At 68.9% G+C, this 25,446-nt stretch carries 24 protein-coding genes, 1 tRNA gene and 1 pseudogene; 13 read left to right on the forward strand and 13 right to left on the reverse strand.

Annotated elements, in window-relative coordinates; all coding sequences use genetic code 11:
• Positions 1–187: 187 nt before the first annotated feature.
• From F0344_RS19250 to F0344_RS19270, 5 genes and pseudogenes are all read right to left on the reverse strand, one after another.
• Complete coding sequence (locus tag F0344_RS19250) at positions 188–1,402, reverse strand: hypothetical protein (protein WP_374940103.1); 1,215 nt, start codon at positions 1,400–1,402, stop codon at positions 188–190.
• A gap of 177 nt (positions 1,403–1,579) precedes the next feature.
• Entirely contained in the window at positions 1,580–2,278 is a 699-nt protein-coding gene (locus F0344_RS19255) for an ATP-binding protein (protein ID WP_185299961.1), read from the reverse strand.
• Positions 2,275–2,613: a hypothetical protein gene (locus F0344_RS19260; protein ID WP_374940104.1), complete on the reverse strand. Its 339-nt coding sequence runs from the start codon at positions 2,611–2,613 to the stop codon at positions 2,275–2,277. Before F0344_RS19260 ends, F0344_RS19255 begins: the two co-directional genes overlap by 4 nt.
• Positions 2,614–2,811: 198 nt before the next feature.
• The gene (locus F0344_RS19265) at positions 2,812–4,152 is read right to left on the reverse strand and encodes an IS110 family transposase (RefSeq protein ID WP_258050003.1); all 1,341 of its coding nucleotides are present in this window, start codon (positions 4,150–4,152) and stop codon (positions 2,812–2,814) included.
• Positions 4,153–4,380: 228 nt separating this feature from the next.
• Positions 4,381–4,860: pseudogene (locus tag F0344_RS19270) on the reverse strand (hypothetical protein); the annotation flags it as partial.
• Between the two features lie 625 nt (positions 4,861–5,485).
• On the opposite strand from F0344_RS19270, the gene F0344_RS19275 reads away from it, so the two are divergent.
• The 4 genes from F0344_RS19275 (at position 5,486) to F0344_RS19290 (ending at position 8,874) form a co-directional block, all read left to right on the forward strand.
• Positions 5,486–5,737, forward strand: a complete 252-nt coding sequence (locus F0344_RS19275) for a helix-turn-helix domain-containing protein (protein ID WP_032791520.1) — start codon at positions 5,486–5,488, stop codon at positions 5,735–5,737.
• A 196-nt stretch (positions 5,738–5,933) separates the two neighbouring features.
• Positions 5,934–6,284, forward strand: coding sequence for a helix-turn-helix domain-containing protein (locus tag F0344_RS19280; protein ID WP_185299962.1), 351 nt, complete (start codon positions 5,934–5,936; stop codon positions 6,282–6,284).
• Between the two features lie 30 nt (positions 6,285–6,314).
• Positions 6,315–7,838 (forward strand): LacI family DNA-binding transcriptional regulator, encoded by a 1,524-nt coding sequence (locus F0344_RS19285; protein ID WP_185299963.1) that lies wholly within the window; start codon positions 6,315–6,317, stop codon positions 7,836–7,838.
• Between the two features lie 190 nt (positions 7,839–8,028).
• Positions 8,029–8,874 carry a PE-PGRS family protein gene (locus tag F0344_RS19290; RefSeq protein ID WP_185299964.1) on the forward strand — a complete coding sequence of 282 codons (846 nt, stop codon included), beginning with the start codon at positions 8,029–8,031 and terminating at the stop codon, positions 8,872–8,874.
• Here F0344_RS19290 and F0344_RS35920 read toward each other — a convergent pair.
• Positions 8,804–9,880 carry a hypothetical protein gene (locus F0344_RS35920; protein WP_258050005.1) on the reverse strand — a complete coding sequence of 359 codons (1,077 nt, stop codon included), beginning with the start codon at positions 9,878–9,880 and terminating at the stop codon, positions 8,804–8,806. The genes F0344_RS19290 and F0344_RS35920 overlap by 71 nt on opposite strands.
• An 815-nt stretch (positions 9,881–10,695) precedes the next feature.
• Here F0344_RS35920 and F0344_RS19300 point away from each other — a divergent pair.
• Positions 10,696–11,556, forward strand: a complete 861-nt coding sequence (locus F0344_RS19300) for a hypothetical protein (RefSeq protein WP_185299966.1) — start codon at positions 10,696–10,698, stop codon at positions 11,554–11,556.
• 192 nt (positions 11,557–11,748) lie between these two features.
• Here the strand turns inward: F0344_RS19300 and F0344_RS19305 are convergent.
• The 3 genes from F0344_RS19305 to F0344_RS19315 form a co-directional block, all read right to left on the reverse strand.
• A tRNA-Pro gene (locus F0344_RS19305) sits at positions 11,749–11,822 on the reverse strand.
• Positions 11,823–12,267: 445 nt separating this feature from the next.
• On the reverse strand, positions 12,268–12,426 hold the full coding sequence (locus F0344_RS19310; protein WP_185299967.1) for a hypothetical protein: 159 nt from the start codon (positions 12,424–12,426) through the stop codon (positions 12,268–12,270).
• A 271-nt stretch (positions 12,427–12,697) separates the two neighbouring features.
• Positions 12,698–13,636, reverse strand: coding sequence for a metallophosphoesterase (locus tag F0344_RS19315; RefSeq protein ID WP_185299968.1), 939 nt, complete (start codon positions 13,634–13,636; stop codon positions 12,698–12,700).
• A 79-nt stretch (positions 13,637–13,715) separates the two neighbouring features.
• Between F0344_RS19315 and F0344_RS19320 the strand changes: the two genes are divergently transcribed.
• Positions 13,716–14,180, forward strand: a complete 465-nt coding sequence (locus tag F0344_RS19320; RefSeq protein ID WP_185299969.1) for a GatB/YqeY domain-containing protein — start codon at positions 13,716–13,718, stop codon at positions 14,178–14,180.
• An 83-nt stretch (positions 14,181–14,263) separates the two neighbouring features.
• Here the strand turns inward: F0344_RS19320 and F0344_RS19325 are convergent, their stop codons facing one another.
• Entirely contained in the window at positions 14,264–16,510 is a 2,247-nt protein-coding gene (locus F0344_RS19325; protein WP_185299970.1) for a transglycosylase domain-containing protein, read from the reverse strand.
• Between the two features lie 407 nt (positions 16,511–16,917).
• Between F0344_RS19325 and F0344_RS19330 the strand changes: the two genes are divergently transcribed.
• Complete coding sequence (locus F0344_RS19330; RefSeq protein WP_185299971.1) at positions 16,918–17,268, forward strand: WhiB family transcriptional regulator; 351 nt, start codon at positions 16,918–16,920, stop codon at positions 17,266–17,268.
• Between the two features lie 45 nt (positions 17,269–17,313).
• Here the strand turns inward: F0344_RS19330 and F0344_RS19335 are convergent, their stop codons facing one another.
• Positions 17,314–18,708, reverse strand: coding sequence for an ArsA family ATPase (locus tag F0344_RS19335; protein ID WP_185299972.1), 1,395 nt, complete (start codon positions 18,706–18,708; stop codon positions 17,314–17,316).
• Positions 18,705–19,679 carry an ArsA family ATPase gene (locus tag F0344_RS19340; protein ID WP_185299973.1) on the reverse strand — a complete coding sequence of 325 codons (975 nt, stop codon included), beginning with the start codon at positions 19,677–19,679 and terminating at the stop codon, positions 18,705–18,707. The genes F0344_RS19335 and F0344_RS19340 overlap by 4 nt, the downstream gene beginning before the upstream one ends.
• 71 nt (positions 19,680–19,750) lie before the next feature.
• On the opposite strand from F0344_RS19340, the gene F0344_RS19345 reads away from it, so the two are divergent.
• From F0344_RS19345 to F0344_RS19360, 4 genes are all read left to right on the forward strand, one after another.
• Positions 19,751–19,909: a DUF4177 domain-containing protein gene (locus F0344_RS19345; RefSeq protein ID WP_019992579.1), complete on the forward strand. Its 159-nt coding sequence runs from the start codon at positions 19,751–19,753 to the stop codon at positions 19,907–19,909.
• Positions 19,909–20,379: a RidA family protein gene (locus tag F0344_RS19350; protein ID WP_185299974.1), complete on the forward strand. Its 471-nt coding sequence runs from the start codon at positions 19,909–19,911 to the stop codon at positions 20,377–20,379. Before F0344_RS19345 ends, F0344_RS19350 begins: the two co-directional genes overlap by 1 nt.
• Positions 20,380–20,600: 221 nt before the next feature.
• Positions 20,601–21,494, forward strand: a complete 894-nt coding sequence (locus F0344_RS19355) for an NUDIX hydrolase (protein ID WP_185299975.1) — start codon at positions 20,601–20,603, stop codon at positions 21,492–21,494.
• Positions 21,491–22,321, forward strand: coding sequence for an MBL fold metallo-hydrolase (locus F0344_RS19360; protein WP_185299976.1), 831 nt, complete (start codon positions 21,491–21,493; stop codon positions 22,319–22,321). The genes F0344_RS19355 and F0344_RS19360 overlap by 4 nt, the downstream gene beginning before the upstream one ends.
• Positions 22,322–22,629: 308 nt before the next feature.
• Here the strand turns inward: F0344_RS19360 and F0344_RS19365 are convergent, their stop codons facing one another.
• The gene (locus F0344_RS19365) at positions 22,630–23,304 is read right to left on the reverse strand and encodes a Crp/Fnr family transcriptional regulator (protein WP_014046869.1); all 675 of its coding nucleotides are present in this window, start codon (positions 23,302–23,304) and stop codon (positions 22,630–22,632) included.
• Positions 23,305–23,649: 345 nt separating this feature from the next.
• On the opposite strand from F0344_RS19365, the gene nth reads away from it, so the two are divergent.
• Positions 23,650–24,492, forward strand: a complete 843-nt coding sequence (gene nth / locus F0344_RS19370; RefSeq protein ID WP_374940157.1) for an endonuclease III — start codon at positions 23,650–23,652, stop codon at positions 24,490–24,492.
• A 142-nt stretch (positions 24,493–24,634) separates the two neighbouring features.
• Positions 24,635–25,354, forward strand: a complete 720-nt coding sequence (locus F0344_RS19375) for an NUDIX hydrolase (protein ID WP_374940158.1) — start codon at positions 24,635–24,637, stop codon at positions 25,352–25,354.
• Positions 25,355–25,446: the final 92 nt, after the last annotated feature.

The raw sequence follows: 25,446 nt of genomic DNA on the forward strand, positions 1-25,446 counted from the left end.
GGAGGGGCGAGCGCACCGGGCCGACGAACGGGCAGCAGCCCCGCCTCCCGCTGGTTCGAGTGGGAGAGCGCGGGGGAGGGCCGTGCGTACCTGGCATAGCGGTGCGAATGAGGCGGGCCCGTGGACCAGACGGAGTGGCTGGTCCACAGGCCCCGTGCGGGCGTTCGGGGGCTGACCGGATATCCGGTCAGCCCGACGGGATGCCGCTCTTGGCGTCCGGCTCTGCGGCTAGAAGGGCCTTGAGTTCGGTGAGCCGGTCTTCGGAGATGGTGAGCTCGGCCGCGCGAATGGCGTTTCGCAGCACGGCGCGAGTGGCTGTTCCGTGCGTAGCGATGGCCCTGCGGCCGATCGCGAGCAGTTGCTCCATTTCGGCGCCGGGAGGACGTCCGTAGCGTTGCGCGGCGGGGACGTCGACCTCGGGGGCCGGCTCGGTGGTCTCGCGAGCGGGGGCCGAATCGTGCAGGGGAAGTCGGTTCTGCACGGATCGAGGAGGCAGGAGCTCGGAGCGCAGGCGGGAGGCGGGGTGTTCCGTGGCCTTCTCGCCCTGCAAGGCGTAGTCGGCACTCGGCTGGCCGCGCCGGAGCGTTGTCGTCTCGCCGCGATGCGTCGCGCCACCGTCCAGCGTGGAAGCAGTCCAAGGCGATGCGAGTTCGATGGTGGCCAGCGCTGCCGCGTGACGGCGGACGGCGAGCTGCTGCAGCAGCACTTCGCGTTGATGCTGGTCGATGCCCACCGCGGCTTGGCCGATGGCCTGTGAAAGCCGTCGTGAAGTGCGCCGACCTCGCCAGCCGGCGCGCTGCTTCTGGGTTCGCTCCGCGAGATGGGAGGCCAGGGCGACGGCCTTGCGGGTGGCCCGGTCGCGGGTGATCTGAGAGGCATCACGATCGCGTGCGGCGATGCCGAGGCGGGAGAGAAGGCGCTCGCGTGCTTCGCGCCCGACCCGGGCGAGCACGCTGTGGGAAGCGCCCTCGGGTGTGCGGATGCGCAGTTCGATGCCCATGGCCTGATGCCAGAGCAGTGCGGCCATGATCGGGCCGACGAAGGCTCGCACTGTGCCGCCGACCACGCCTGACTCTGCGTACGCGGGGATCACCTGTACAGCGGTGATCACCCAGGTCAGGGTTCCGGGCAGGCCGGGTGCCTGCTTGGGCCCGTGCAGGTTCTGCCGCGCGAGCAGCGCCGTGGCGAAGAGGGCGAGTTCGGCCGCGGCGAACATCGCGATGCGCTCGGTGGTACCGCTCATGTCCAGGTAGTCGGCGGCGAACCGCCAGCTGGTGTCAGCACTGTAGGCGGTACAGCCGACCGCGGCCAGTGCGGCGACCCTGACCGCAGGCGTTCCGGGCTGGTGCTTGCTGCGGTTCCGGGTAGTGCGCCGGCAGATCAGGAAGCCGACCAGCAGCATCGTGCAAGTGCCCAGGAGGGCGGTAAGCGTGAGAGACGTTGAGGTCCAGTGCCCGAATGCGGGCAGGGCGAGTGGCGTCATACAGGGGTCTCCAGAGAGGCCCGCCGCGCCGTTTGGGTAGGCGTGGGCGCGGACGGGCGGCGTGGGCAAGGAGTGAGGGGGGTCGGCGCCGTGCGGTCAGGCGCGGGGCCGGCGTCTGCGGTCTGCGCCGGTGAGGACGACGGTCGTGGTCATCTCGGCGAGACGGGAGGCGACGCGGTCGCCGACGGCGTCGCGCAACGCGGCGGTCGGCAGATTGGTCGTGAGGAGCGTGGGGAGTAGATCCGTGTAGCGGCGGTTGATCAGCCGGTACGTGATCTCCTCGGTCCACTCCGATTGCTTGGCCGCGCCGAGGTCGTCCAGGATCAGCAGCGGGCAGGTGCTGAGAGTGGCGAGGTCTCGCTCGGCGTCGTGGCCGGCGCGTGGGCGCAGGCGGGCGTACAGGTCGGCAGTAGTGGCGGCTTCCCACCGCAGTCGCACACCGGCGGTCAGCAGCGACCGCACCGCGCCGTACGCCTGGTGCGTCTTGCCGGTGCCGGTGGGGCCGGCGATCAGCAGGGACGGTCCGAGCGCGATGCCCCGGGTGCCGCTAGGGCCGGGCCGCGCGGCGAGGGCCACTTCGTCAACCCAGGCGGCAACCTGCTCGTGACCGGCGAGGGCGTCGCGGTAGCGAGGTGGGATGCGTGCCTCGGCCAGTTCCAGTGCGGTCACCCGCTCCGAGGGCGCCTCGGCGGGGGCGGCGGTCGCGTCGATGCCCCGGTCGGTGAGGATCGTGTCGAGGCGGGCTGCCAGGGAACTGATGCGCTGCGGTTCCCGGCTGGTGGTGGCTGTGGTCACAGCTGGCCTCCGTAGGCCGCCTCGACGTCAGCGGATGCCGGGTTGGTCCACGCGCGGTGCGGGGCGGCAGCTGCCTGAGGGGTGTTCATTGCCTCGTTGACCAGGCTCGGCAGCAGGTTCGCGGACAGGCCCTTGGCCCGCATACGGCTCATCCCGGCGCGGATGTGCTCGGCCGAGATGCCTTCGCCGAGCAGTTTGCCGGTCATCTTGCCGAGGCGGCCCAGTACGTCGCTGGGCGGGCGGTGTTCGCAGGAGGCGACGTACTCGCCGACCAGGTCCCTGGCCGAGATCGACCCCGAGACGGTCGGTGGTGCGGGAGCGCTGGCGCTCCCCACCGGAGGTGATGCTAGATCCAGGATCCTAGGTCCTAGATCCGGAACCTGATCCCTCACCGCCATCTCCCGGCGTTGTGGTGAGGGCTCACTGAAATTGCCCTGACCGGAAAACTCAACGGTCAGGTGGGTATGGCGGGGTAGCCCCTCGGCGGTGACGGTCGGGGGGCTGTTTCGGTGCGGTGCGGGTGGGTTCGTGTGTCAGGCGGTTGCCGGGGTGAGGGTGACGTCGTGGCCGAGGGCCTTGAGTTGGCGGACGAGGTCTCGGCTCTTGCGGTTCGGGTCGAGATTGCGGGTGTGGAAGTCGGCTCCGAGGTCTCGGTAGCGGGCGGTCGGGTCGTTCATGAGGTGCCAGACGGACACCAGGATGGAGCGGGCGACGGCGACGAGGGCTTTCATGTGGCCTCGGCGTTTGACGATCCTGCGGTAGCGGGCGCCGAGGAAGGTGTCGGTCCGTGCGGCGGAGATCGCTGCTTCGCCGAGGGCGCCGCGGAGCCAGGGGTTGCCCTTGCCGGTGGGCCCGGAGGTGTTCTTGCCACCGGACTGGAGGGTGCGCGGGGAGAGTTTCGCCCAGGACACCAGGTGTCCGGCGGTGGGGAAGACCGACATGTCCGGGCCGATCTCGGCGAGGATGACCTGCGCGGTATGGGGGCCGACGCCGGGGATCTCGTCGAGGCGCTCGGTGTCGGTGATCGGCATGAGGGTGCCCTGTCCGGGGCCTTCGCCGTCCTCGGCGGTGGACAGCTCGGCCAGGCGCACGGTGATACGGGCGGTGAGCTTGTCGATCTGCACGGTGAGGTAGTCGACGGTGTCCAGCAGCATCCGGCACATGAACCCGTGATGCTCTTCGAATCGGCCGGTCAGGGCCTCGGCCAGGGTGGCGTGGCTGGCCTTGATCGTGCCGTGGGCGAGGTCCGCCAACGCCTTCGGACTGCGTTCGCCCGCGATCAGGGCTTCCAGCATCGCGCGTCCGGAGACGCCGAAGATGTCGGAGATCACGGTGGACAGCTTGATCTGGGCGTCCTCGAGGAGTTTCTCGGTGCGCTGCTTGTGGCGGGTGCGCTCATGGGTCATGACCGCCCGGGCCCGGGTCAGGTCGCGCAGTTCACGGACTGGTTTCGGGGGCACGAACGAGGGCCGGAGCATGCCGCGTTCGGTGAGTTTGGCCAGCCAGACCGCGTCCAGGCGGTCGGTCTTGGGCCGGCCGGGGACGTTCTTGACGTCACGGGCGTTGACCAGCCAGCACTCCAGACCACGCGATTCCAGCAGAAAGAAGTACGGCTTCCAGTACGTCGAGGTGGCCTCCATCACCACCCGGGTGACGCCCTGGCAGATCAGGTGGTCGGCCAGGTCCAGGATCGCGCCGCTGGTCGCGACGGTGTTGAAGACCCGCTGCACGCGCTTGCCGGGCTTGTCCTCGTGCGGCATCCGCACACACACCATGCCCGACGCCTTGGCGATATCGATCGCCGCGACACGGGCCACGAGCTCCTCGGCCTGCTCGATCTCCTCCATGCCACCACTGTCGTCGGTGTCCCTCATGCGCCACTCCCAAGCCTTGATCCGTACGGGATGACGCCTGCCCAAGGGGCCGCGGGGGGAGCGAGAATCTGACCGGCGTGCTCGATGGCAACAGTGCGTGGCCCCTCTGCGGCCCCGGCACCAGACTGACCTACGGGCTCAACGTCCCAACGAGCTACCGGCATCGGCGGGCAGGCGCCGCAGCCATGTTTTCACGCCAGCAAGGCGCACCCGAAGGGAACAGAGAGACTGACCTGCAACTTCCCGGTTCACGGACGGCTCGCTACATTCACCGGACCCCTCAGGTGCTCCACGGTGAGGGCTCGCGGCATGTTCACGGAGGACACCGTGAACAGGTGTGGCCGACTCGGTAGACCGGCTTCCCTGATGACGCGGGCAGGACGGGCAGCGACTGCCGCTCGGCCGGTTGATCTTCTGGTGGCGGGCCCAGGTGACGATGTGCAGGTAGCGCTTGCCGTCGTCACCCTCGTACCGGCAGACCAGACCGGCGCCGTCGAGCTGTGTGAGGTCGTCCTCGACCTCCAGGGGGCCGTGTTCGGGGCGGAGGGACCACAGGGCGCCGGCGATGACAGCGGCCTGGTCGCGGAAGCGGCCGTGGTCGTCTGCCTGGGTGAGGAGGCCGAAGAAGGTCCGCTCGGCGTGGACGCTCACCGCGGCGAGCGACTCGGAGATGAAGGCTTCCGGCTTGATCGTGCGTATCCGCGCCATACCTATCGCCCCGCCTTCGTGGGCAGAGCAGGCGACTTCGACGACGAGGATGCGACTACGGCCGCGAGGGCTGTAGCTTGTTGGGGCATAGACGGTTCCTCACCCGGTGGCGTTGTGACCGCCACCGTCTTGATCGTTCAGGTACGGGCGATATCGGTAGGGACTCCCTGACCCCCGGCGTTGGCCCGCCGGGGGTTTTCATGTGCTCGGAGTCGCAAGGTGTTCCGGGTGCATGGCCAAGACAGCCACACCCTCCCCGCACAAGTCCAGCATTCCGCCGAGAAAGCAAACAGCTCTCGGCGAACGCGTCGTGCGCGGCTTCCCTATAACGGTAGACCCGAATTAGCGGTTGACCTAGAAGCGGCACAAATGGGGCGACTGGTGAAACGCCGTCTGCCTGCATCGGCGATCGGTCTGACGTGACCGTGTGATGCAACGACCCACGTCAGGTCAGTCGGAGGTGGTGCGCCTCCCGGATGAGCATAGGGATTTGGTCAGCGGCGGATTCCGGTCTATGTTGCGTCGCTCGCGGGATCCAGGGGACCCAGATCTGACAAAAAAGACGTGGAACATAGCAGCAGATCGCCGGTTACCCAAACCGGCAATGCGGAGCTACAACAGACGCATGCCTGAAATCCCCCTGGGAATTGGTCCGGCCGGCGTGCTGACCGCCCAAGCCATTACCCGTTCCCGCGCAGCGCGCGGATTCGCTCAGCGCCAGCTGGCCGAAAGGGTGACCGCGCTCGGCCGCCCCATGACCATCACGATGCTGTCCCGCATCGAATGCCGGCAGCGCCGCTGCGACGTCGACGACCTCGTCGCCATCGCAGCCGCCCTCGACGTCTCGCCGCTCACGCTGCTCGCCGAGACGAGTTAGCGAAGCCCTCGCAGCGCTGTCCGGGTGGGCCAACACCCTGCAGCGTCCGCTCACATCACCTCACCCGTACCAAACGATCAACCGGCGCGTCACGGGTCACACCACCGCGCCAGAGAAGGAACCCCCTTGCGCCAAGAGGCCATTCCCCCTGCCTCGTCGCCCTTCCGCCGCCAGACCGCGAAGGAGGCGATCCCGCGTGGCTGAGCAAACAGGCGCCGAGGTCGCACCGGCCCGCCTCTACCGCCCCGACGAGGTCGCCGCCGTACTCGGCTGCTCCGCCTGGTGGGTCAAGGACCGCGCCCGCCGTCGCCAGATCCCCTTCGCCCGAGTGGGCCGTGCCTACCGCTTCACCGCCGCCCATCTCGCCGAGATCATCCGCCTCCACGAGGAGCGACCGACCATCGCTGCCCGGCCTCCGTCCCCCGGCACCCCGCCTGCGGCACCTGCCCGACGCTCCGGCGCCCCCGAGCCGGGTGCAACCTCCGGCCGCCTGCGCGCCAGGCCACCGCGCCGAACCGACCGAGCCGCATTCGACACCGCCGCGTAGAACGCCGCACCGAAGAGGAAGGAAACGTACTTGGGTTTCGCGGAGAAGCGCGGAAGCTACTGGCGTGCCCGATACAAGACCGCTCCCGGCAAGCACCTCACGGTCGTCGACGAGCAAGGCAAGACGATCAAGTTCGCCACCAAGGGCGAGGCCCAACGCTCGGCGAGCGAGGCCGAGAACAAGTACCGACGCGGCGACTGGCGCGACCCCGCCCTGGGGCAGGAGACGTTCGGCGAGTACGCGAGCCGCTGGTACGCGGACCAGGATCTGGCCGCCTCGACCATGCAGAACTACAAGCGCCACATCGAGGAGCACCTCCTCCCCGACTTCGAGGACCATGCCCTCGTCGGCATCCTGCGCTCGGACGTCGACCGGTGGGAGAAGAAGGAGAGGGCGCTGTACGCGGCCTCCAGCGTGAAGACCTGGCGCTCCACGTTCCACCTGATCTTCGAGGACGCGATCGACGAAGGGCTGATCACGTCGAACCCGGCGACCAGGCGACGCGGGCGGGGCAAGCGCGCGGGCCGCTCCCGTGACCGAGGCCCCGAGAAGGTCGTCACCGATCCGCTCGGCATCCTGCTCACCGCCGAGCGGGCAGCCCTGCTGTCCGGCCGCGACGACGAGTTCGTCGCCGTGGTCCTCAAGGGGTACACCGGCATGCGCTGGGGCGAAGTCGTCGGCCTGGAGACCGAGTTCGTTCGCGCCGGCTCCGTCCGTGTCGAGTGGCAGCTGTACGAGCTCGACTCGGGTGAGATGGTGCGCTGCCCGCCCAAGGACGACAGCTATCGCACCCTCGACTCGATGGACTGGCTGTCCGCCCTGGTCGCCAACCATGTTGCCCGCACGAAGCCGACACCCTGCCCCTGCCACGGCAGGACCTACGTCTTCCGTGGCCAGGGCGTGGCTCGTACCGGAGGGCACCAGGGCGCGAAACTCGTCGACGTCGCGCGCCGGGCCGAGGTCTCCACGGGAACGGTGTCCAACGTCCTCAACCACCCTGATCGCGTCGCCGAAGCCACCCGAATACGGGTGGAGAGGGCCGTCAACGACCTCGGGTTCGTGCGTGGCGGAGTCGTGGCGGAACATGCCGCTCACTGGCGCAGGAACGGCTTCGGGACCTGGCTGTTCACCCCGGCGGTGTCAGGCTGGTACCCGAAGAAGGCCCCGCAGGAGGCGCGCCCCGTTCCTCTGCTCGGCGAGCCTTGGCCCGGCGTCCCCGTACGGGGACGCGGCGCCGGCAACCGGGCCGACGCCTGCTGGCTCCCGATCGCGAAGGGCCTCACGCCTCACGGACTGCGCCACACCCACAGGACCGTGATGGAGGACCTCGGCACCGAGAAGGTCCTGATGGACCAGCGCATGGGCCACATCGACGGCTCTGTGTCGGCGCGTTATGCCCACGTCACGTCGGGCATGCGCAAGCGGCTGATGGCCGGGATGACAGAGCAGTGGGAGGCAGCTCTCGACTCGCGGCTGGCTATGTGTCCCACATCATCGGTGCGCGTGCTCCGCGACCTTCTGCACGTACGCAGGCAAGCACGCGGCCTGGAGTAACACCGGTAGCGAGTTACGCCTGTGCCCCACGGGGGTGCAGGCGTACGAGCGCTTCGTCGTCGCTCGAAGGGATGGGACTACCCACCGATCCTGACCACGCCGACGGAACCTGGGGCGCTTGCTCGATTCCGCCTGGTGGTTTTGGTGAATCGGCGGGCGCTGGTGCCAGCAGACCTGGCTCAATAGGCGCATGGAAATGGGTGAGCACTGGGCGTATCGCGTGAGGCCGAAGGACCTGGGCAGCGCGGTTCACCAGGTAGAGATTGTTCGTGTCGGCGGCCCCGGCAGAACGGGCGGGGTCCACGTGCGGTTCCTTGACGGTGACGCCGCCGGGCTACAGGAATGGGTCAACCCCGCGTGCCTCGTGGTTCCGTGGGCGGAGGCCGAAGAGTTCCACGCAGACGACGCGGCGGAGTTGGCGTTGGCCGAGGCGTCGCGACACGTGAGGGGCAGCACGGAGTTCGAGGCCGCGCGGCTGATCCTCGGGTTCGTCAGACCGAAGAGCAAACTGCGCCTCCGGCGAGGCGTCCAGGACGCCGGCATCCTGGACATGGGCCGACTGGATGAGACCGCACCGCTCGTCGGTATGGACCCCGCGAAACTGCGGGACGATTCTGCGGTCCGCGAGAACCGCGACGGCCACTGCCTTGCAGGTTGGGCAGTCACTGAACGTCTCGCCCGCCATGTGGCCGAACGTCTCGCCGACACGATCCTGCCGGAGGTGGACCGCAAACAGCAGAGCCTTGAGCAGGAACGTGCCCAGGGTTCTTGGTATTCCTCCTACAGCCGTCGCGATGACCGCAAGCTGGACGCCGAAGCGACCGTCCTGAGGACCGTGCGGGCCTGGTGCGGCGAGGACAAGTCCGAGCGCTATGACGAACTGGTCGCCCTGCGGGCGGAGGTCATCCGGCTCGGGAAACTGGTCGAGCGGGCGGTGACGACCCTACGTGACCGCGGACACGGCTTCATCGCCTCCACCATTGAGCGCGAGCTGGGCGTCCATATCTCCAGCCTTGATCCAGACGTTCGTCGCTGAAGTCGTGCCGCCGGTCCGGCTCCGGCTTGGGTGACGCGACTTCCACCTGAGGCTTCTCCTTCACCGACTCCACTCTCTCGGGACGCTGCGGGTGCCAGCCGTCGAGAAACGGCCGCAGCTGGTCGCCCGTCGGCTGCGCATGGAAGCCGTGGCCGGTAAGTCCCCTGCCGCGCACAGTGGGGTCGAGCCGCTCGGCCTCGGCCTTCCCCCACGCCGACCACTCCCGCAGCCTTTCGGCGTCGAGATCGTCGCTCGACGTGGCAGCGGCCTTGTCCAGCGCTGAGCAGAAATCCCTGATCTCCCCCGCAGTCCGCCAGTGCTCCAAGGCCGTACTGAAGCGCTCGACCCGCACCGCGTCCACGGCCTTGATCGTCGCGACGCTGACAGCGGCCTCCCACTCCTGCTGCCTGCGCTGCATCTCCTCCGCTTCCTGTAGGCGGCGCTCTTTCTCCTTCCGCTCCCGCTCCTCACGCAGTCGCAGTTGCTCCGCTTCCCGCTCCTCCCGCAGCCGCCGCTGCTGAGCCTCGCGCTCCAACCGAGCCCGTTCCTCCTCCTCGGCGTGTGCCTTGAGCGCGCGGAAGACCGAACCGATTTGGTCCTCCAGCGACTTCTTGGCGGTGTCGGCCCAGTCCTTCTTCCATCCGGATCCGTAGCTGTAGCCCGAGTGCTGGCTGAGATGCAGTTCCAGCTCGCCGGACGGCTCGGACCGGTTCGCCGGAGTAACCCGCTGCCAGTCGTACGTACGCCGGCCCGGTTGCTTGGGCACGTACCTGACCTGCTTCTGCCGCTCGCGGAAGCTGACCTCGTACGTCCTGCCGTGGACCGTCAGCAGGGGGCGCGCCTGCCTGCGCTTCTTGGACACCGCGATCTCGCCATGGCGAACGAGGGCCTGCTCGGTGAGGAGACGGAGCAGTGCGATCACCCGGGGGAGGACCTCCTCGGAGATCTCAAAGGCACTGTGGTCTGTGGTGACCGCTGCGACCACGTCCTCAACGCCGGTGATCACGCGGCTACGAGCCAGGCGAATCCGATTCCATTCGGTGTCGTCCTCGCCGGTCACCCTGAGCAGGCCGAGAACGAAATCACCCCTCTCCCGCCCCGTGTGCTTGAGGTGGTACCCCTCGGGGGCGCATTGACGCGCAGCATCGAATGCTCGCCGGTAGCGCGCCCGCTCCCCGTCGCTCGGGTTCGGGATGCGGAGGAAGCGGCCGGCCTCCTGCACTTGGGTGATCAGGGCCGCGCCAATTGCGGCCGGTGAGGGGCGCGAGGGCTTCGCAGCCGCAGACGAGGGTGCTGCCTGTCGGCTGGGAGGGCCAGCCTGTGGTGTCAGCTTGGGGGTCGCCGAACGCTGCCTGCGTGGAGTCCGCTCCGGCCGGTCCGGGTGGTGCCCGTGCTCCAAGTAGAAACGTCCGTCGTTGGTGATGTCCGCCTGCCACCTTCCGCCCTGCTTCGGCATGATGATCAAGCCCCGCCCCTTGAGGGCGTGAGCGGTGGCGGCAAGTTCCGGGCTGTCTGAGGTAACAGGTTCCGTCCCCTCCCCAATGCGGGTGAGCAGGACCAGCTGGCGATCATTGAGTGGCGACCAACGGTGCATGGCACGGTCGTACCGTGTGTGCTCGCGTCAGCACAACCTGTATCAAGAAATTCGCTCAGGTTCCCTACGAGGGGTTCCTGTGGGATCAATTCGCCTGAATGCGACCTGCCGCTTGTGAGCGTGGCAGGCGCGATGCGCACGACAAGGCGTTTCACGACTTTACGCCTTCCTCGCTGTGAACCGGACCAAGACTGGGTGACCCGGTTCAAACGAAGGAAGGGAACCTTATGCAGAAGCAAGCAGTGCAAGTCGCACCCGAGGGAACCCATGGGGAGGGCAGGATCCGAGCGCATGACGCCTGGGCATTGGAACTGCCGGTACTGCTGGATGTGATGAACACACAGGCAGTCGAGATCGACCTCGGGCAGCACGGCATGCAGGCTGCATTGGCCGTCCTTCCAGACCGGATCTGCGTGCTGGTGCGCCCCGGCCTCAGCGAGCAAGAACTGTCGGTTGCCATCCGGTCGCTTCTCGCTCGATACATTCACCGTCCCTTTCCTCACCTGGTCCTCTGGCCGCAGCGAGAAGGCCAAGGTGTAGTGGTGAAGGAGCCGAGCGACGTGTTGGCGGACTTGGTGCTGGGAGACCCGCCGGACGCGACGGCCGATGTCCTCCATCTCTACAAGGATGGAAACTGGGCGCCGAAGGACGGGTGGCGGAGCGACGAAGAGGTCCTCATGGAGCTCCTGAAGCTTGCTGCCGTCGACATGAAGGGCGTAGTGGAGGACATCCCTGAGGAGATGTACCCGCTACCCGACGGGCTGGGTGCCGTCGTCTCCGCCGGCTACGACAGTGAAGGGCTGGCACACCCGCTGGTGTTCCTTCGAGGTGACCTGGCCGTCGGCCTGCGCGTCGATCTCCTCGGCTTCTGCCTCGCGCTGGCCGCCGGCACCGAGCACGAGGGCCGGAAGCCGGACGAGAACGGTTTGTTCTATGTCGGCACGGATGCGGGACCGGTGTGTGGCCCGGGGACAGCGCTCCTCGGCGCTCTCATGGTCCAGCGCTTGGGGCGGCGTCCGGGAGACTGCGCTTTCAGACTCCTCGACCCGCCGGAGGATTCCGCCCCAGGGGTGGAGTCCGCTGCTTGACCGCGGGGAGGCTCTGCCGGGCGTCCGTTCCCGTAGGTGTCGCGTCGAGGTTCTGCTCGGCAGGCTCAACGGCGGCTCCCTGGGAGCCGGATCCTGAGATCGGCTCCCAAACGGCTCCCAAGACGCCCCCAGAAACGAGTCAGGGGCCTGATCCACTAAGTGGATCAGGCCCCTGACCTGGTGTTTCAGCTGTCGGGGTGGCGGGATTTGAACCCACGACCTCTTCGTCCCGAACGAAGCGCGCTGCCAAGCTGCGCTACACCCCGATGTCACGCGGTCTCCCGGCGACATCGATTACTTTAGCCCACCCACGGCTGGAGGCGAAATCCGGTTTTGGCGGGGGCAGGGGGTCCCCAGGCCGTGGGGCGGATGCGGTCCAGGCCGATCAGCAGTGTGGCCACGGCGGTGAAGAGCAGGCCCAGGGCCAAGGGCGTTGGTCAGGACTCCGGCGTAGTCGTAGGTGTCGACGTCGAGGAAGGGATACGGGTAGCGGGGGGTCGGTGTCGGGGGAGAGGAGAGCGCCCCGGGTCAGGGCGAAGGCCAGGTACGCCGAGGGGTAGACAACTGTCCCTATTTTTTTGGTGGATGTGCGGTGTTCTCTGTGAATACGTTGGTGTCGTGAAGCTTTCTGGGTGGGCGGCGCGAAACGGTGTGCATTATCCAGACCGCGTGGACGTGGGCGAAGGAGGGCCGGATGCCGGTCCCGGTCGTTCAGACGCGGTGCGCCGACCAGCCGAAGGTGACGGCGACCAGGATGTTCGCCTGGATCGTGAAGTAGCTCAGGACCTGGAGCGGGGGCCCGGTGCCCAGGTCGATGGCCAGTCCGGTGACCGCCGCCCCGCACACGAGGACGCGGAAGGCGGCGGTCACGGGCCTGCGGGGCCGGGTCTCGTAAGGGGACCGCTACGCGGACCGGGGGCGGGGGAGCAGGGCGGTCCGCGGTGAGGTCATGATCTTCACGGTAGGCGGGGAGGCCGGACCCCGCGATTCGTTCGTACGCCGAAGCCTCGACCCGTACGCCGACGCCTTGGCCCGCGTCGGCGCCTCTTGCCCGTACGCCGCGGCGCCCCCGCCCGTACGCCGGCCCCTCGGCTCCTACCTCGTCCCCTCGTCCCCGCGGGCCATGACGCCGGTCGTGGCCTCAGTCGCGGGGTGTGAGCGTCAGCAGCGTCGCCTCGGGCGGGCAGGCGAACCGGACCGGGGTGTAGCGGTTCGTGCCGCAGCCGGCCGAGACGTGCAGGTAGGAGCGGCGGTCCCCGACCGTATGGGTGGAGAGCCCCTTGACCCGGTCCGTGTCCAGGTCGCAGTTGGTGACGAGCGCCCCGTAGAACGGGATGCAGAGCTGGCCGCCGTGGGTGTGGCCCGCCAGGATCAGCGGGTAGCCATCGGCCGTGAAGGCGTCGAGGGTACGCAGGTACGGGGCGTGGACCACGCCGATGGAGAGGTCCGCGGCGGTCTCGGGGCCGCCCGCGACCTCGGCGTAACGGTCGCGCTTGATGTGCGGGTCGTCGAGGCCGGTGAACGCGATGTCCAAACCGTCGAGCTTCAGCCGTCCGCGCGTGTTGGACAGGCCCAGCCAGCCGGCGGCGTCGAACGCGTCCCGCATCGGTTCCCACGGGTTGTGGACGACACCGACCGCGGGGGCGTTGCCGTTGAGGCCGTGGTTGCCCTGCACCTTCTCGAAGAGGTACCGGGCCGGGTTACGCAGCTTGGGCCCGTAGTAGTCGTTGGAACCGAAGACGTAGACCCCGGGGAGCTCCATCAGCGGACCGAGCGCGTCGAGCACCTCAGGTACGGCTTCCGGGTCCGAGAGGTTGTCGCCGGTGTTCACGACGAAGTCCGGGCGCAGGCCCGCGAGCGACTGGAGCCAGGCCCGCTTCTTCCGCTGGCCGGACACCATGTGGATGTCGGACACCTGGAGTACGCGCAACGGGCGTGCCCCGTGCGGGAGTACGGGGACGGTGATCCGCCGCAGGCGGAACGAGCGGGCCTCGAACCCGGCCGCGTAAGCGAGGCCGGCGACGCCGACCGCAGCGCCGACAGCTGTGACTTTCAGGGGTACTCCGTAGCGTGCGCGCATGTGCCCATCGTCGCAGACACGGTGCCGCGACGGGAAAACGCACGGGCGTCGGGTGCCCCGTACCTGTCACAATCGCCGCATGACCACGCTCAAGTCCAAGCTCAAGGAAGACCTCACCACGGCCATGAAGGCGCGTGACGAGCTGACCTCGTCCACGCTCCGGCTGACCCTGACCGCGATCACGAAGGAGGAGGTCAGCGGCAAGACGGCACGCGAACTCTCCGACGACGAGGTGCAGAAGGTGATCGCCAGGGAGGCGAAGAAGCGCCGCGAGGCCGCTGAGGCGTTCGCCCAGGGCGGCCGGCAGGCGCAGGCCGACCGGGAGAAGGCCGAGGGCGAGCTGCTCGACGCGTACCTGCCCAAGCAGCTCACGGACGAGGAGCTGACGGGCATCGTCACCGCCGCGGTCGAGGAGGCGAAGGCCGCCGGAGCCGAGGGGCCGCGTGCGATGGGCGCCGTCATGAAGATCGTGAACCCGAAGGTGGCGGGCCTCGCCGAGGGCGGCCGGGTGGCCGCGACGGTGAAGAAGCTCCTCGCGGGCTGAACACGGACAACGCGAAGAGGGTGCCCCGAGCAATTTCCGGGGCACCCTCTTCGCGTTGTCAGGTGGACGACACCGTCGTCGGGTCAGTCGCGGCCGCGGCCCCGGCCACCGCCGTCACCACCGCCGTCACCACCGGTGGCGCCGCCGAGGAAGCCGGGCGGAATGCTGATCCCGTCGCCGGGCTTGTCGTTGTCCCGGCCACCGCCGTCCTCTTCCTTGTCGCCCTTGTCCGCTTCCTTGTCCTTCTCCGGCTTGGTGTCACCGCGCGGGACCTTGACGTAGTTGAACGAGGGTGTCTCGCCCGCGCTCAGCGCCTCGGTCATCGCCATCCGCCAGATCGGGCCCGGGAGGCAGCCGCCGCAGACCTTGTCGTAGTACTGGCCGCCGATGGTGAGGTTGTACATGCCGTCCTTGTCACCGACGTCGTCACCGACCCAGACCGCGGTGGACAGGTTCGGCGTGTAGCCGACGAACCAGGCGTCCTTGCGCTCATCGGTGGTTCCGGTCTTGCCCGCGTTGTCGCGGTCGGTAAGACCGGCCCGGGTTCCGGTGCCGTCCTCGATGACACCCTTGAGCATCTGGTTGATCATGTCGGCGGTGGTCTCGCTCATCGCCCGATCGCAGTCGGTCTTCGGGACGGGCAGGGACTTGCCGGCCCTGGTGGTGACCGCCTCGATGGCGACGGGAGAGCAGTACGTGCCGCGGTTGGCGTAGGCGGCGTACGTGGCGGCCATGCCCAGCGGGGTGTTCTCCTCACCGCCGAGCGTGATCGACGGGTCCTCGCCGATCTTCACACCCGTACCTTCCTCGTACCCGAGCTTCTTCGCCATGGTGACGGTCTCGCACAGACCGACCTTCTGCTCCAGCCGTGCGAAGTAGGTGTTGATGGACTTGCCCAGCGCGCTGGTCAGGTCGAAGGGACCGAACTCGGACTTCAGCTCGTTCTGCACGGACCACAGGTCCGATCCGGTGGGGCTGCCGGCGCAGTTCCGGTAGTCCCTCTTCTCCATCTGGATCTTCCACGGGTCGTCGTAGACCTCGGTCGGGCTGATGCCCTTCTCCAGGGCGGCCGCCGCGGTGATCGGCTTGAAGGTCGAGCCGACCTGGAAACCGTAGGTCGTGCCGCCCATCTTGCTGCCGACGGCGAGGTTCATCACCGTCTCGTGCTTCGTCCCGTCGAGCCCGTACGGCCGCGACTGCCCCATCGAGAGGATCTTGCCGGTGCCGGGCTGGACCTGGACGACCGAGGCGGCGACGCCGTCGCTCTTGTAGACGTGGGAAGTGGCCGCCTTGTTGGCCGCTGCCTGTGCCTTGGGATCGAGGGTGGTCTTGACGGTCAGGCCGCCGAGGTCCCACAGCTTCTTCCGCTCAGCCTCGGTCTTGCCGAAGGCGGGGTCGGTCAGGACCGTCTTGCGGACGTAGTCGCAGAAGAATCCGGCACCTTCGACGGCGGTGATACAGCCGCTGCGAGGCCTGCTGACCTTCAGGCCGAGCGGACTCTCTATCGCCTTGTCGGCCTCGGCCTGTGTGATGTTCTTGGTCGCGGCCATGCGCATCAGCACGGTGTTGCGGCGCTTGGTCGCCTCCTGCGCGTCGTTGACCGGGTCGTAGCGGCTCGGCGACTGGACGATGCCGGCCAGCAGCGCGGCTTCCTCCACCTTCAGGTTCTTCGCGGGCTTGGAGAAGTAGCGCTGCGAGGCGGCCTCGATGCCGTACGCCTGCTGTCCGAAGAACGTGATGTTGAGGTAGTTCTCCAGGATCTTCTTCTTGCCGAGCTCCTCTTCGACCTGGATCGCGAACTTGAGCTCGCGGACCTTGCGGCCCAGGGTCTGCTGGGTGGCCTCCAGGACTTTCGCCTGGTCGTCGCCGGCCTCCTCGACGAAGACGTTCTTCACGTACTGCTGGGTGAGCGTCGACGCACCCTGGGCGGCCCCGCCGGCCTGCACGTTGCGGTTCATCGCACGCAGGATGCCCTTGAGGTCGATGGCCCCGTGCTCGTAGAAGCGTGAGTCCTCGATCGCGATGATCGCGTCCTGCATGTACGGGGAGATGTCCTTGAGCGGGACGACGGTCCGGTCGCGGGAGTAATCCGTCGCGATGAGACCGCCGCTGCTGTCCAGGATCTTGGTGCGCTGACTGAGCGGTGGCGTCTTGAGGTTGGAAGGGATTTCGTCGAATCCCTCGACCGTCCCCTTGGCCGCGAGGCCGAGCACTCCGGCTGCCGGCAGTGCGATACCTGCCAGGACAGCTCCGGATAGTGCGGCGACACCGAGGAACTTGGCGGCCTGCTGGGTCGTCGTGAGACCCCCGCCCGAGCGCTTCTTTGGCATGGGGGCAGCCTACGTTCTCATTCGCCGGACAGGCGTATATGCGTTGGCCTAAGCTGCTCTCAACTGTCACAGCAGTCTGGTTTCGTTTCAACCCCCCGTGCAGTTCCAGCCATCTTCGTTCGCACCGTCTTCCCGACCCGAGGCGCTCCCGAATTCGCCCCGTGTGTCGTGAAATGCCCACAGCGACTTGGGTGCACTGTCCCGATTTTAGGGTGATGGTCCCTTATGTCCTCACCTCACTCCTCTGGGTGATCTGCCGCGTACGCATAGTCCGTTCGGGCCATCGAAGATTGGGCCCGAAGGGGGTGTTGTGCTGTCCCTACCTTCCGTAACGTCCTCAACTGGTGGCGGTGAATATGCCGCCGCCGCCGTGGGGGAGCCTCGATTCGGGAGAGGACGGCGCCGGGATGGGCTGGGTAACCGACTGGAGTGCGCAGGCAGCCTGCCGCACTACCGATCCGGATGAACTGTTCGTACAAGGGGCAGCGCAGAACAGGGCCAAGGCGGTGTGCACCGGTTGTCCGGTGCGGACCGAGTGCCTGGCCGATGCGCTGGACAATCGCGTCGAATTCGGCGTGTGGGGCGGAATGACGGAGCGGGAGCGCCGCGCACTGCTGCGCCGACGACCGACCGTCACGTCCTGGCGCCGCCTGCTGGAGACCGCTCGTAGCGAGTACGAGCAGTCGACGGGCATCCTGCCCGCAGCGGTCGGCCTGGACGACGACGTACTGCATGAGACGTACGCCGCCGTCGGATAGGCGCGCGCGAGCCCGTTCCCCGTGAGGGGTTCGGGCGAGTAGCGCCTAGGCGGCTCCGGCCGGAGCGGAAGCGGAACCGGCCGCGAGCCGGTCCCCGATGGCTCGGAGACCTGTGAGGTCATGTACATCGCCGGGCAGTGCGGCCACTTCGGTGACCGCGACCTCGGGGTGGAGTGCGGTGAAGCCGTCGCGTGTGCGCTGTTCGCGCGCGACGACCTGCATGCGCTCGGCGTGCAGCCGCAGCAGACCCGCGGTCAGCTGGTCGACCGAGTGCGGCATGGACGGCTCGTGCTGTTCCTTCGTCTCGTGCGAATGCGACGGGCGCGGCTCGGGCTCTTCGTTCGGCTCATGCGGCGCGCGGGGTGCGTGCGGCTTGTCGTGGTCGTCCGGGGGCAGCGGTGTGCCGTGGGCTTCGGGAGAGGCGCCCCCCGGGTCCACCGGGTTCACCGGGTCACTAGAGGCAGCCTGCCCGGTCGTCTGATCCACAATGCCGCCGTCTTCAAGATTTTCCGCGGCGGCCAGCGCACGCTCCGCGGTCAGCCGGGAAGCCTCGCTGCCGTGCACCCGGTTGAGCACCAGGCCGGCCAGGGGCATCTCCTCGGCGGCAAGTCGCTCCACGAAGTACGCCGCCTCGCGCAACGCGTCCCGCTCCGGTGTCGCGACGACGAGGAACGCCGTGCCGGGCGCCTGGAGCAGCTTGTACGTGGCATCGGCGCGGGTGCGGAATCCCCCGAACATCGAGTCCATCGCGGCGACGAAAGTCTGTACGTCCCGGAGGAACTGACCGCCGAGCAGCTTACCGAGCGTCCCCGTCATCATCGACATGCCGACATTGAGGAACTTCATCCCGGCCCGGCCGCCGATCTTCGCCGGAGCCACCAGCAGCCGGATGAACTTGCCGTCCAGGAACGAGCCCAGCCGCTTCGGCGCGTCCAGGAAGTCCAGTGCGGAGCGCGAGGGCGGCGTGTCGACGATGATCAGGTCCCACTCGTCGCGCGCCCTCAGCTGCCCCAGTTTCTCCATGGCCATGTACTCCTGCGTGCCCGCGAAACCGGCCGACAGGGACTGGTAGAAGGGGTTCTCCAGGATCGCGCGGGCCCGTTCGGCATCGGTGTGCGCCTCGACGGTCTCGTCGAAGGTCCGCTTCATGTCGAGCATCATGGCGTGCAGTTCACCGCCGCCGGCGCAGTCGATGCCCTCGACCCGGCGGGGGACGTTGTCCAGCTGGTCGATGCCCATGGACTGGGCGAGCCGGCGTGCCGGGTCGATGGTGAGGACCACGGCCTTGCGCCCGCGCTCCGCGGCACGTACGCCGAGCGCCGCGGCCGTCGTGGTCTTGCCGACCCCGCCCGATCCGCAGCACACGATGATCCGGATCCCTGGATCGTCCAGGAGCGCGTCCGTATCGAGCACCGGTGCGACGTCCGGTCCCGGGGTCATGACCCCACCTCTTCCCCTGCGCCTTGTTTGCGGAGCTCCGCCGCCAGGTCGTGCAGCGCGGGGAGATCCACCCCCTCACCGAGCAGCGGGAGTTCGGCCATCGGCAGGCCCAGACCGGTCAGCACGGCGCGCTGCTCACGCTCCAGCGAGACCCGCTGCGCGTGCTCCGCCGCCTGCTCGACCAGCGGCCGCACGAGTGCCGCGGAACCGGTCACACCCGCCCGGGTCAGCGTCTTCGCGATCTCCTTGCGGCGGGCGCCCGAGGCCGTCCGCAGCGCGTCCTCGTCGAGCAGGTGCGGGCGCACCATGTTGACGATGACCCGGCCCACGGGCAGGTCGCCGGCGCGGAGCTCGGCGATGCCGTCCGCGGTCTCCTGGACCGGCATCTCCTCCAGCAGCGTCACGAGGTGCACCGCCGTCTCCGGGGACTTCAGCACGCGCATGACGGCCTGTGCCTGATTGTGTATCGGGCCGATCCTGGCCAGTCCGGCCACCTCGTCGTTCACGTTGAGGAAGCGCGTGATGCGGCCGGTGGGAGGCGCGTCCATGACCACGTGGTCATAGATGAAACGTCCCTGTTTGTCCTTTCGGCGTACGGCTTCGCACGCCTTGCCGGTCAACAGGACGTCCCGGACGCCCGGTGCGATGGTGGTGGCGAAATCGATCGCCCCGAGCTTCTTGAGCGCCCGGCCGGCGCCGCCGAGTTTGTAGAACATCTGGAGGTAGTCCAGAAGGGCCCGCTCCGCGTCGATCGCCAGGGCATGCACCTCCCCGCCGCCCGGCGAGACGGCGATCTTGCGCTCCTCGTAGGGAAGGGCCTCCGACTCGAAGAGCTGGGCGATGCCCTGTCTGCCCTCGACCTCGACGAGGAGGGTGCGCTTGCCCTCGGTCGCGAGGGCGAGCGCGAGGGCGGCGGCGACCGTGGTCTTACCGGTACCGCCCTTGCCGCTGACGACCTGGAACCTGCTCACTCCTGGAGCCTAACCAGTAGTGCCCCGGGCTACGCACGAGACCGTACGTGCCAGGTATTACAGTCGGCCCTATGACCAAGTGGGAATATGCGACTGTGCCCCTTCTCGTGCACGCGACCAAGCAGATCCTGGACACCTGGGGCGAGGACGGCTGGGAGCTCGTCCAGGTCGTGCCCGGGCCCAACAACCCCGAGCAGCTCGTGGCGTACCTGAAGCGGGAGAAGCCCTAGTGGCGGGCGTTGTCGAAGCGCGCCTCGCCGAGCTGGGCCTGACGCTCCCGGACGTCGTTCCGCCACTGGCCTCGTACCAGCCGGCCGTGCAGTCCGGCGTGTACGTCTACACCTCCGGGCAGCTGCCGATGGTGGAGGGCAGACTCGCCGTGACCGGCAAGGTCGGCGCCGAGGTGACCCCCGACGAGGCGAAGGAGCTCGCCAGGACGTGCGCGCTCAACGCCCTCGCGGCGGTGAAGTCCGTCGCGGGCGACCTGGACCGGATCGCACGGGTCGTGAAGGTCGTGGGCTTCGTCGCCTCCGCCTCCGACTTCACCGGCCAGCCGGCCGTGATCAACGGCGCGAGCGAGCTGCTGGGCGCGGTCCTCGGTGACAAGGGCGTGCACGCGCGCAGCGCCGTGGGCGTCGCGGTGCTGCCGCTGGACGCACCGGTGGAGATCGAGGTCCAGGTCGAGCTCGTCGAGGCCTGACCCGTACCAGCCGTCACCAGCGATCCGTTACCAGCGATCCGTGATCCGTGATCCGTGATCGGTGATCGGTGATCCGTGATCCGTGATCGTGATCCCGCCCGGTCCGCGCGACCGGGCGGGATCATGCGTGTAGGGGGTACGCCGGGGTCGTGCGTGTACCGGGCACGTACGGACCATCCGGGACCCTCGAACATCGGGACGGTTCCGGATAGCCTCCGGCCATGTCCAATGGTCAGTGGTACCCACCGGAATGGCCCGACCGGATCCGGGCCCTCGCCGCAGGCGAGCTGACGGCCGCGACTCCCAGGCGGGCCGCCACCGTGATGCTGCTCCGGGACGCTGCCACGGACATCGGGAGCGGACCGGCCGTGCACATGCTGCGCCGCCGTACGTCCATGGCGTTCGCCGGCGGTGCGTACGCCTATCCGGGCGGCGGAGTCGATCCGCGCGACGACGACCGTCCGGTCGGCTGGGCCGGCCCCTCGCTGGAGCACTGGGCCGGGCGGCTCGGCGTCGCCACGGTCACCGAGGCGCAGGCCATCGTCTGTGCGGCGGTCCGCGAGACGTACGAGGAGGCGGGCGTCCTCCTCGCGGGGCCGACGCCCGGCACGGTCGTCTGCGACACGACGGGTGCGGACTGGGAGGCCGACCGCGAGGCGCTGGTCGCCCGCGAGCTGTCCTTCGCCGCGTTCCTCGACCGGCGGGGTCTGCTGCTGCGTTCCGACCTGCTGGGCGCCTGGGCGCGCTGGATCACCCCGGAGTTCGAACCACGCCGCTACGACACCTGGTTCTTCGTCGCCGCGCTCCCCGAAGGCCAGCGCACCAGGAACGCGTCCACGGAGGCCGACAGGACCGTGTGGATCACCCCCGGTGAGGCTGCCGACGGCTACGACCGGGGCGAACTGCTGATGATGCCGCCCACCGTGTCCACGCTAAGGGCGCTCAGGCCGTACGGGACGGCCGCGGAGGCCCTGAAGGCGGCAGATGACCAGGACCTCACTCCCGTACTCGCACAGGCCCGCGTGGACGGCGACGAGCTGGTGCTGAGCTGGCCGGGACACGATGAGTTCACCAAACACATGCCCGCCCGGAGCGCGGGAGGCGAAGGTTCGTGAGCGACGCGGCGGCACTTCCCGGACAGCCGCGGGGCGGAGTCCTCTCCGGCCCCGCCACCCTCCGTACGGTCAACGTCCTCGCCCCGAACGCCTCGGCGATGACCCTGGACGGGACCAACACCTGGATCGTGGCCGAGCCGGGTTCTGACCTGGCGGTCGTGATCGACCCCGGCCCGCTGGACGAGACCCACCTGCGGGCGGTGATCGGCACCGTCGAGCGGGCCGGGCGACGTGTCGCGCTCACCCTCCTCACCCACGGCCACGCCGACCACGCCGAGGGCGCGGAACGCTTCGCCGAGCTGACCCGTACGAAGGTGCGCGCCCTGGACGCGGCCCTGCGTCTGGGCGACGAGGGGCTGGGAGCGGGCGATGTGATCGCCACCGGCGGACTCGAACTGCGGGTGGTCCCGACCCCCGGGCACACCGCGGACTCGCTCTCGTTCCACCTGCCGGCCGACGGGGCGGTGCTCACCGGCGACACCGTCCTGGGGCGCGGTACGTCGATGGTGGCGCACCCGGACGGGCGGCTGGGGGACTACCTCGACTCGCTGCGGCGGCTGCGCTCGCTGACGGTCGACGACGGCGTGCACACCGTCCTGCCGGGGCACGGTCCGGTCCTGGAGGACGCACAGGGGGCTCTGGAGTTCTACCTCGCCCACCGTGCGCACCGCCTGGCCCAGGTGGAGACGGCGGTGGAGTCCGGGCGCCGGGTGCCCTCCGACGTCGTGGCCCACGTGTACGCGGACGTGGACCGCTCGCTGTGGCCGGCGGCTGAACTGTCCGTACGGGCCCAGCTGGAGTACCTGACCGAGCACGGACTGATCTAGGTCCTGTCTGGAGTTCCCCCGCGGCGTCGCGGCGTCCGGCACCGCCGCCTCCGGCGTTGTCGTCAGTCGCGAGGGCTCCGCCATCGCTCCCTCCTCCGCCTTGGATTCGACGGCACCGGACGCCGCTCCTTCTCCCGCGCTGGAACTCCAGACAGGACCTAGGAATCGAGCAGCGGATCCAGGGCCCGACCTACGGATGAGGGGCCGTACCGGCGGATCAGGGACCGGACGGGCCCCAGACCCCGCCGGGCGGCCCGGGACGCCGAAGGGCCCCGCCGGTGGCGGGGCCCTTCGGCAACATCACACGGTCAGCGGGACCGCTTCGCCAGCCGCTCCACGTCCAGCAGGATCACGGCGCGCGCCTCCAGGCGCAGCCAGCCGCGCCCCGCGAAGTCCGCGAGTGCCTTGTTGACCGTCTCCCGGGAGGCGCCGACCAACTGGGCCAGCTCTTCCTGGGTCAGGTCGTGCACGACGTGGATGCCCTCCTCCGACTGCACACCGAAGCGGCGCGACAGATCGAGGAGCGCACGGGCGACACGGCCCGGTACGTCGGAGAAGACCAGGTCGGACATCTGGTCGTTGGTCTTGCGCAGCCGCCGGGCGACAGCGCGCAGGAGCGCGGTGGCCACCTCGGGGCGGGCGTTCAGCCAGGGCTGGAGGTCGCCGTGGCCGAGGCCGAGCAGCTTGACCTCGGTGAGGGCCGTCGCCGTCGCCGTGCGCGGGCCCGGGTCGAAGAGCGACAGCTCTCCGATGAGCTCGCCGGGACCGAGGACGGCCAGCATGTTCTCGCGTCCGTCGGGGGAGGTGCGGTGGAGCTTCACCTTGCCCTCGGTGACCACGTACAGGCGGTCACCCGGGTCGCCCTCGTGGAACAGCGCGTCGCCGCGCGCGAGGGTCACCTCACTCATCGAGGCGCGGAGCTCCGCGGCCTGCTCATCATCGAGCGCCGCGAAAAGCGGGGCGCGCCGCAGAACGTCGTCCACGAGTTTTCTCCTTGTCGGCCTGTTCAGGGAACCGTGGTCCCCATGATGCCGGACGGTAAAACAGTGCGATCAATCACAAACCAGTTTGACGCACGGGAGTGTCCGACCGAACGGCAGGGGGCGATTGAGGGCGGATGCCCAGTGATCGGGGCGGATGTCAGTGCCTGGCCCTAGGCTGGCCGGGTGTCCAGAACGCCGGTGGGAGCGCAGGTTGAGGGGGCTGACGGGCTGCCGGAAGACCGTGGTTCCGCTGTGGGCGAACGGTCCACGCGGTACCCCCCAAATGCCATGAAACACCCTGACGAGCCCACCGCGGGGAAGTTCGCGACGAAGGCTCCCAAGACGATGAAGGCGGCGAATCCGGTGAGTGCGGTCAAAACGGGCAAGGCGGTGAAGGCGGCCCACCCGGTCAAGACGGCGAAACCGGAGTCGCACCTCGCGATGGTGCGCCGCGCCCGCCGGATCAACCGTGAGCTCGCCGAGGTCTATCCGTACGCCCATCCCGAGCTGGACTTCCGCAATCCCTTCGAGCTTCTCGTCGCCACGGTGCTCTCGGCGCAGACCACGGACCTGCGGGTCAACCAGACCACTCCCGCGCTGTTCGCCGCCTACCCGACGCCCGAGGACATGGCGGCGGCCGATCCGGAAGAACTGGAGGGGCTGATTCGGCCGACCGGCTTCTTCCGGGCCAAGGCCAAGTCGCTGATAGGGCTTTCGACCGCGATCCGGGACAGCTTCGACGGCGAGGTCCCCGGCCGGCTCGCCGATCTCGTCACGCTGCCCGGGGTGGGCCGCAAGACGGCCAACGTCGTCCTGGGCAACGCCTTCGGGGTCCCCGGCATCACGGTGGACACCCACTTCGGCCGACTGGTCCGGCGCTGGAAGTGGACTGATGAGGAGGATCCGGTGAAGGTCGAGGCGGACGTGGCCGCGATCTTTCCCAAGAGCGAGTGGACGATGCTCTCGCACCGTGTGGTCTTCCACGGCCGCCGTGTCTGCCACTCCCGCAAGCCCGCCTGCGGTGCCTGCCCCATCGCGCCGCTCTGCCCTTCGTACGGGGAGGGCGAGACGGACCCGGAGAAGGCGAAGAAGCTGCTGAAGTACGAGATGGGCGGCTACCCGGGCCAGCGCCTCAGCCCCCCGCCCGACTACCCGGGCAAACCGGCACCGCCCCTCGGGGCCGAATGAGGGACGGGCGCGGCCCGAGCCGTACGGAACCGAGCGGAATGGCCCCGGAACGAAATGGCCCCGGAACGAAATGGCCGATGACAGGCGTTGTGAAACGAAGGGGGTGCAGATGACGCACGCACAGGGCACGAGATCCGCTCCGATGCCGTCGTCGGGCGTGCCCGCCGAAGACGGTACGGGCGGGTCCGGCAGGGACGTCGTCCCCGTGACCACCGAGGGGCTGCCCGAATGGCTCGCCCCCGTCGCCCGCGCGGCGCGGACGGTGCGGCCCCGGCAGCTCAGCCGGTTCCTGCCGCCCGAGAGCGGTGCGGGCCGCCAGTCGGCCGTGCTGATCCTCTTCGGCGAGGGCGAACACGGCCCGGAGCTCCTCCTCATGGAGCGCTCGACCTCGCTGCGCTCCCACGCGGGCCAGGCGTCCTTCCCCGGCGGCGCGCTGGACCAGCAGGACGGTGACCCGGTTACGACAGGGCCGCTCAAGGCCGCGCTGCGGGAGGCCGAGGAGGAGACGGGCCTCGATCCGCAGGGCGTCCAGCTCTTCGGCGTGCTGCCCCGGCTGTACATCCCGGTGAGCGACTTCGTGGTGACGCCCGTCCTCGGCTGGTGGCGGGAGCCGACCCCGGTCGGCGTCGTCGACCCGGCCGAGACCGCACGGGTGTTCACGGTCCCCGTGGCAGATCTCACGGATCCGGCCAACCGGGTGACCACCGTCCACCCCAGCGGCCATCCGGGCCCGTCGTTCCTGGTCGGATCCGCTCTCGTCTGGGGATTCACGGCCGGTGTGATCGACCGGATCCTGCATTTCTCGGGCTGGGAGCGGCCCTGGGACGCGACCAGACAGGTGCCGCTCGACTGGCGCCCATGACAGGCTGACTGCTCCATCCCGTGCTGCGCTGCTTTGGCCCGGCCCGGATCCCGTCGGACGGACGACGGGCCAGGTGACGAATCTGCGAGGCT

Origin of the sequence: Streptomyces finlayi (assembly GCF_014216315.1) — a bacterium.
GTDB classification, from domain to species: Bacteria; Actinomycetota; Actinomycetes; order Streptomycetales; family Streptomycetaceae; genus Streptomyces; species Streptomyces finlayi_A.

Excerpts from the sequence above, each read along its gene's own strand:
- F0344_RS19355 (WP_185299975.1), top strand. The coding sequence starts at position 20,601 with ATGTCCAATGGTCAGTGGTACCCACCGGAATGGCCCGACCGGATCCGG.
- F0344_RS19315 (WP_185299968.1), bottom strand. The coding sequence starts at position 13,636 with ATGCGCGCACGCTACGGAGTACCCCTGAAAGTCACAGCTGTCGGCGCT.
- F0344_RS19290 (WP_185299964.1), top strand. The coding sequence starts at position 8,029 with ATGGAAATGGGTGAGCACTGGGCGTATCGCGTGAGGCCGAAGGACCTG.
- F0344_RS19330 (WP_185299971.1), top strand. The coding sequence starts at position 16,918 with ATGGGCTGGGTAACCGACTGGAGTGCGCAGGCAGCCTGCCGCACTACC.
- F0344_RS19375 (WP_374940158.1), top strand. The coding sequence starts at position 24,635 with ATGCCGTCGTCGGGCGTGCCCGCCGAAGACGGTACGGGCGGGTCCGGC.
- F0344_RS19345 (WP_019992579.1), top strand. The coding sequence starts at position 19,751 with ATGACCAAGTGGGAATATGCGACTGTGCCCCTTCTCGTGCACGCGACC.
- F0344_RS19265 (WP_258050003.1), bottom strand. The coding sequence starts at position 4,152 with ATGAGGGACACCGACGACAGTGGTGGCATGGAGGAGATCGAGCAGGCC.
- F0344_RS19325 (WP_185299970.1), bottom strand. The coding sequence starts at position 16,510 with ATGCCAAAGAAGCGCTCGGGCGGGGGTCTCACGACGACCCAGCAGGCC.
- F0344_RS19275 (WP_032791520.1), top strand. The coding sequence starts at position 5,486 with ATGCCTGAAATCCCCCTGGGAATTGGTCCGGCCGGCGTGCTGACCGCC.
- nth (WP_374940157.1), top strand. The coding sequence starts at position 23,650 with ATGAAGGCGGCGAATCCGGTGAGTGCGGTCAAAACGGGCAAGGCGGTG.
- F0344_RS19320 (WP_185299969.1), top strand. The coding sequence starts at position 13,716 with ATGACCACGCTCAAGTCCAAGCTCAAGGAAGACCTCACCACGGCCATG.
- F0344_RS19300 (WP_185299966.1), top strand. The coding sequence starts at position 10,696 with ATGCAGAAGCAAGCAGTGCAAGTCGCACCCGAGGGAACCCATGGGGAG.
- F0344_RS19250 (WP_374940103.1), bottom strand. The coding sequence starts at position 1,402 with ATGCTGCTGGTCGGCTTCCTGATCTGCCGGCGCACTACCCGGAACCGC.
- F0344_RS19335 (WP_185299972.1), bottom strand. The coding sequence starts at position 18,708 with ATGACCCCGGGACCGGACGTCGCACCGGTGCTCGATACGGACGCGCTC.